The sequence below is a fragment of the Streptomyces sodiiphilus genome, from assembly GCF_039529215.1.
Lineage (GTDB): Bacteria > Actinomycetota > Actinomycetes > Streptomycetales > Streptomycetaceae > Streptomyces > Streptomyces sodiiphilus.
Genome location: NZ_BAAAMJ010000131.1, coordinates 1 through 5044, shown reverse-complemented (window position 1 = coordinate 5044; position 5044 = coordinate 1). Strand labels below are relative to the sequence as shown.

The following is a 5044-nucleotide window of genomic DNA, read 5'->3' as shown; positions in this document are numbered from 1 at the left end:
CCGCGCTGGGCGTCCAGTTCAGGAACGGCGCGATGCCGGAGGTGAGCACCGGGCGGTTCTGCCAGGCGACGGCTTCCCGGAACGCGGGCGTCCCGGCGATCTCCTGCAGGGTGTGCGCGGTCTCCACGGCGGCCTCGGCGAACAGCTGGGCGAAGCCGTTCCACTGGTCGCCGGCGAGCTGTCCGCCGGGCTCGAACTTGTCGGCGGCCGCGGCCAGTCCGCCGGGTGCCAGACGCAGCACTCCGCCGGCCGGGAAGCCCGGCCCGCGCAGGGCGAACTGCTCCCACAGCCGCCAGCGTCCGCCCGGCAGCGACATGTCGGTCGTCACGGTGTCCCCCTCATGCCCGGGCGAAATCGGAATCGACCACCGCGGCGAGGTCGGCGGGCGAGGGGTAGGCGAACACCAGCGACACCGGCACCTCCACCCCCAGGCTCTCCTCCAGCCGGGCGGTGACCTGGAACGCGGTCAGCGAGTCGCCGCCGGCCTCGTAGAAGTCGCTGTCCCGGTCCAGGTCGGCGATGCCCAGGGTCTCCCGGAAGATGCCCACCAGCAGCTCGGTGGTGTCGGTGACGGTCGTGTTCTCGGCGGTGGTCATCGGATCTCCTCGTGGTGTGTGTGAGCGGACGCGGCGGACAGGGCCGCGGTGGTGTTGCCGCCGGAGACGACGGCGACGGCGGGGTCCCGGCGCGGGCCGCGCAGCGCCCCGGCCAGCGCGACGGCCCCGCTGGGTTCCGCCTCGATCCCGTGGCCGCGCAGCAGCGCGACGGCGGCCAGGATCTCGGCGTCGGACACGGTGATCAGTTCGTCGGCCCGGTCCCGGATGACCGGGAAGGGCACGGCGCCCGGCTGCTGGGCGCGCAGCCCGTCGGCGACGGTCTCCCCGGGCGGCAGCCGTACCGGGCGGCCGGCGGCCAGGGAGCGGGCGTACCGGGGGGAGCCGGCCGGCTCGACGCCCACCACCCGCACCGGGTGGTCCCGGGCCGCCAGGCAGACCCCCGCCAGCAGACCGCCCCCGCCGGTGGGTACGTAGACGCTGCCGGCTCCGGGCAGGTCCGCCAGGATCTCCGCGCCGACGGTTCCCTGACCGGCGACCACCAGGGGGTGGTCGGAGGAGGGCACCAGGACGGCTCCGGTCTCCTCCGCCAGCTCCCGGGCGCGCGCCTCCCGTTCGGCCACACCGCCCCCGACGGTGACGATCCGCCCGCCCAGCGCCCGGATCAGGGCGGCCTTGGCCGGGCTGGCCCCGGCGGCCATGACCACGGTCACCCGCACCCCCAGCGGGGCGGCCAGAGAGGCCAGGGCGATCCCGTGGTTGCCCGAGGACCCCGTGACGATCCGCCGGGCACCGAGGGCGAGCACCGCGTTGGCCGCGCCGCGCAGCTTGAACGATCCGCCGCGCTGGAGGTGCTCGGCCTTCAGCAGCACCCCGGGCACGGCCTGCAGCAGGGGCGTGCGCCGGACGTACCCGGCGATCCGCCCGGCGGCGGACCGGACGTCGGCCGGGCCCGGAACGGTGACGACGGTGGTCACGGCGCGCCTCCCCCGCCGGGCCGGGGCGGGGCGGCCCCCGGGCCCGCCGACCGGGAGCTCATCGCGGGCCTCCGGTCGGCACCGCGGGAACGCTGCCGGCGGTGCCCGTGTCCGCCAGTGCGCGGCGGTCGGCCTTGCCGCTGCGGGTGACCGGCAGGGTCTCCAGGCGCACGAACCGGCGCGGCATCAGGTGCGGGGGCAGGGTGGCGCTCAGGTGGGTGCGCAGCGCCGCGTCGGTGGTGGCCGCGAGTTCGCCCGTGACGTGGGCGGTCAGGAACACCCGCCCCCGGTCGTCGCTGCCGGAGGTGACGACCGCGCCGGTGACCCGGGGGTGGGCGAGCAGTGCGCCCTCCACCTCGGCCGGGTCCACCCGGTAGCCGCGGATCTTGACCTGGCGGTCGGTCCGGCCCAGGTACACCAGCCCGTGCGGGCCCCGCCGGGCGAGATCGCCGGTGCGGTACAGGCGTGCCCCTGCGGGCCCGAGCGGGTCGGGCACGAAGCGTTCGGCGGTGCGGGCGGGCTGCCCCTGGTAGCCGCGTGCCACACCCGCCCCGCCGATGAAGACCTCACCGGTGGTGCCGTCGGCCACCGGCCGCAGGTTCTCGTCGAGCAGCCGCACGGTCACCCCGTCGATGGGGGTGCCCACGATGTCGTCGGCGGTGTCCGGGAGTGCCGGGACCGCGTAGCGGGTCGAGGTCATGGTGCACTCGGTCGGCCCGTACTGGTTGACCAGCGCGCCGCGGATCAGCGAGCGCCCGCCGGCGGCCAGGAAGGGCCGCAGCGACTCGCCGCTGGAGACCACCAGCCGCACCCCCTCCAGCAGCTTCACCGCGTCCGGCTGCCCGGCCAGGAACGACAGGAAGGAGGGGGTGACGCTCAGCAGGGCGGTCACCCGGTGGGCCCGGACGGTGGCGCCGAACTCGTCGGGCCGCAGCAGCGCCGAGCGGGGCACCACGACCAGCCGCCCGCCGGCCAGCAGCGGGGCGAAGGTGTCCCGGATCGAGGCGTCGTAGCCCTGCGGCGCGACCTGGAGCGCCACGGTGCCGGGTCCCAGACCGTAGTCGCGGACCACGAACCGCAGGTAGGAGTCGAGCCCTCGGTGTCCGACCAGCACGGCGCTGGGCTCCCCGGTCGAGCCGGAGGTGTGGCTGACATAGGCCAGGGCCTCGGGGTCGAAGGGGCCGGGCGGACTGCTGTGCCCGTCGCCACCGTCCGCTCCGGGACGCTCCTCCTCCAGCCGGTCCAGCAGCACCGGCTCGCCCGGAACCGGCAGGTCCAGGCGCCCGGCGAGATCCGAAGTGGTCAGCAGGAGCTGGGCCCCGCCGCTGCGCGCGAGCGCGGCCAGCCGGAGCGGCGGCTGCCCGGCGTCCAGGCTCAGGAACGCGGCGCCGGAGCGCACCACGGCGGCGACGGCGACCACCGCGTCCACGCCCGGTCCGACGGCCACCGCGCACACCGTCTCCGCCGCGGCGCCCCGCGCGCGCAGCTCCCGGGCCACGCGCTCGATGCGCGCGGACAGTTCCGCGTAGGTCAGCTCGCCGTCCGGAGCGGTCACCGCGACCCGGCCGGGATGGCGGGCGGCGTGCGCGCGGATGTCGTCGACGAAGGTGCGCATCACTCCTCCCCCACAGCGGTGCGGTCGACGGCGACGAAGCGGAGCTCGGAGACGTACACGTCCCCCTTGTCGTCGGTCAGCCAGGCCTGTTCCGGGCTCGGCAGCATCTCGCTGACCGTCAGCCGGGCCTCCGGGTCCTTGCGGGCCAGCCGCCGCGCGGCCTTGGCCAGGATGTTGATGTACACGGGACTGTCGAAGTCCACGTAGAAGGGCCGGGGTTCGGTGGGCGAGACGACGAACACGAAGCGCGGCAGGTCGTGTTCCCGCTGCCAGTGCCTGGCCCGCACGAACCGCCGGGCCTCGGACTTCTCGTCCGGGAAGGGCAGCGAGGATGCCGGGAACCTCCAGGTCTCCCGCGCCACCACCACCTTGTCGATGGTGACGCGCGGGGTGTGCTCACCCTCGGGACGCAGCGTGAAGCGGTCCATCACCCGCTGGGTGAGGGTGTTGGCGTAGGCGTCGAGCAGACCGAACTCGGCGCCGTCGGGGAGCACCATGACGAGGCGGCCGTCACGGTCCTCGACGGTGATGTCGGCGCTGAGCACCGTGCGCTCCCGGTACGGGTCGCCGGTGTGATCGACGAGGGCGACGCGGTAGTCGTCGGGCCGGTCCAGCGAGGGCCTGCTGCGCACCGACCACTTCAGCGGCAGTTCCTTGGGCAGCATCGGCAGCAGCTGGGGGCCGGGGAAGTCGCGGGCCACCTCGGCGAGCAGCGCGTCCCGGTTCTCGTGCTGGTGGACGAAGAGCGACGCGCCCATGGTGTTGAGCGCGCAGTGCATCTCGCCGAGCACCAGCTCGAAGTCCCCGCGCTCCACCGCCTCCCGGTTCTCGGCGAGCACCAGCAGGTCCGGGCTGAAGTAGCGGGCCAGCGACCATCCGGTGCCGGGCTCGTCGAACTCCGCCCGGACCCGGGCGGCGATGTCCGCGGAGGACAGCCGCACCCGTCGCGCGTCCGGCGGGACGTCCAGGATGCGGGCCCACTTCGCCCGCAGCTGCGCCTGGACCGCCTCGATGTCGTCGTTCGCCCGCGGGTGCGGGGAGGGCAGGCACTCCATCCACAGCGCGGCCAGGCTCACCGGCCGGCCGCCCGCGACGAGCCGCTCGTACTCCGCACGCACCCGTGCCCCGACGGCCTCGGCGAAGCGGTTGGTCATCCAGCGCGCCGAGGTCAGGCACATCGCCAGCGGGGTCAGCTCGTTCAGGACGGCGCTGCCGACGGTGGCCGTGGCCGCGCGCCGGGCGTCGGAATACACGACCCCGCGGCACGGCGCGGTCCGTGCTCCCTTGGCGCGCTGGGCCTCGGTGGAGGTCAGGGCGGCGAAGTCCGCCTCCAGCGCGCTGATCGCGGCGGTCAGCGCGTCGGCGTCCTGGCCCGCGGCCTGGACTGCGTCGCGTCCGCGCTCCAGCACGGCCAGCTTCTCCAGGGCGGGCTCGCGCACCTCCGGATCGCCCACGCGTTCCAGGATCGTCCGCAGCTCACGCTCCGGGTAGGTGCTGGAGGGCACCTCCAGACGCCAGTGCACCCAGCGCTTGGACACCAGCCACTGGACGGCTTCCGTCGCCTCGGGCACCGTCATCCCGAGCTTCCCGGCGACGTCCGGGACCGTACGCGTGCCGTCGCACAGGCCGAGCACGGCGCGCGCGGTGTCCGGGATGGCCTGCGGCGGCCGGCCCGGCAGCCGCACCATGCCGTCCTCGGCCGCCCGTACGAACGGCACCCGGCGCGGCGGCATCCACGGCCGCAGTGCTTCGGCGTCCAGGGACTTGGCCAGCGCGTCGATGGCCCAGCTCGCGAAGTACACGCGGGAGTCGGCGAGGAACCCGTTCCCCGGCTCGACGGCGATGCCGCGGGTCGACAGGTCCCAGCGGCCCCATCCGACAGGGCCGAAGAACCCGAT

General features: G+C 75.3%; 4 protein-coding genes and 1 pseudogene. All 5 read right to left on the bottom strand.

Features of this window, described 5'->3' with window-relative positions; genetic code table 11:
- Positions 1–328 (bottom strand): annotated as a pseudogene (locus ABD299_RS25025) (lantibiotic dehydratase); the annotation flags it as partial.
- A 10-nt stretch (positions 329–338) separates the two neighbouring features.
- The gene (locus ABD299_RS25020; RefSeq protein WP_344267109.1) at positions 339–596 is read right to left on the bottom strand and encodes an acyl carrier protein; all 258 of its coding nucleotides are present in this window, start codon (positions 594–596) and stop codon (positions 339–341) included.
- Positions 593–1531, bottom strand: coding sequence for a threonine ammonia-lyase (locus tag ABD299_RS25015; RefSeq protein WP_344267106.1), 939 nt, complete (start codon positions 1529–1531; stop codon positions 593–595). The genes ABD299_RS25020 and ABD299_RS25015 overlap by 4 nt, the downstream gene beginning before the upstream one ends.
- A gap of 58 nt (positions 1532–1589) precedes the next feature.
- Positions 1590–3146: an amino acid adenylation domain-containing protein gene (locus ABD299_RS25010; RefSeq protein WP_344267103.1), complete on the bottom strand. Its 1557-nt coding sequence runs from the start codon at positions 3144–3146 to the stop codon at positions 1590–1592.
- On the bottom strand, positions 3146–5044 hold a 1899-nt coding region (locus tag ABD299_RS25005; RefSeq protein WP_344267100.1), incomplete at its 5' end, for a lantibiotic dehydratase. The genes ABD299_RS25010 and ABD299_RS25005, both read right to left, overlap by 1 nt.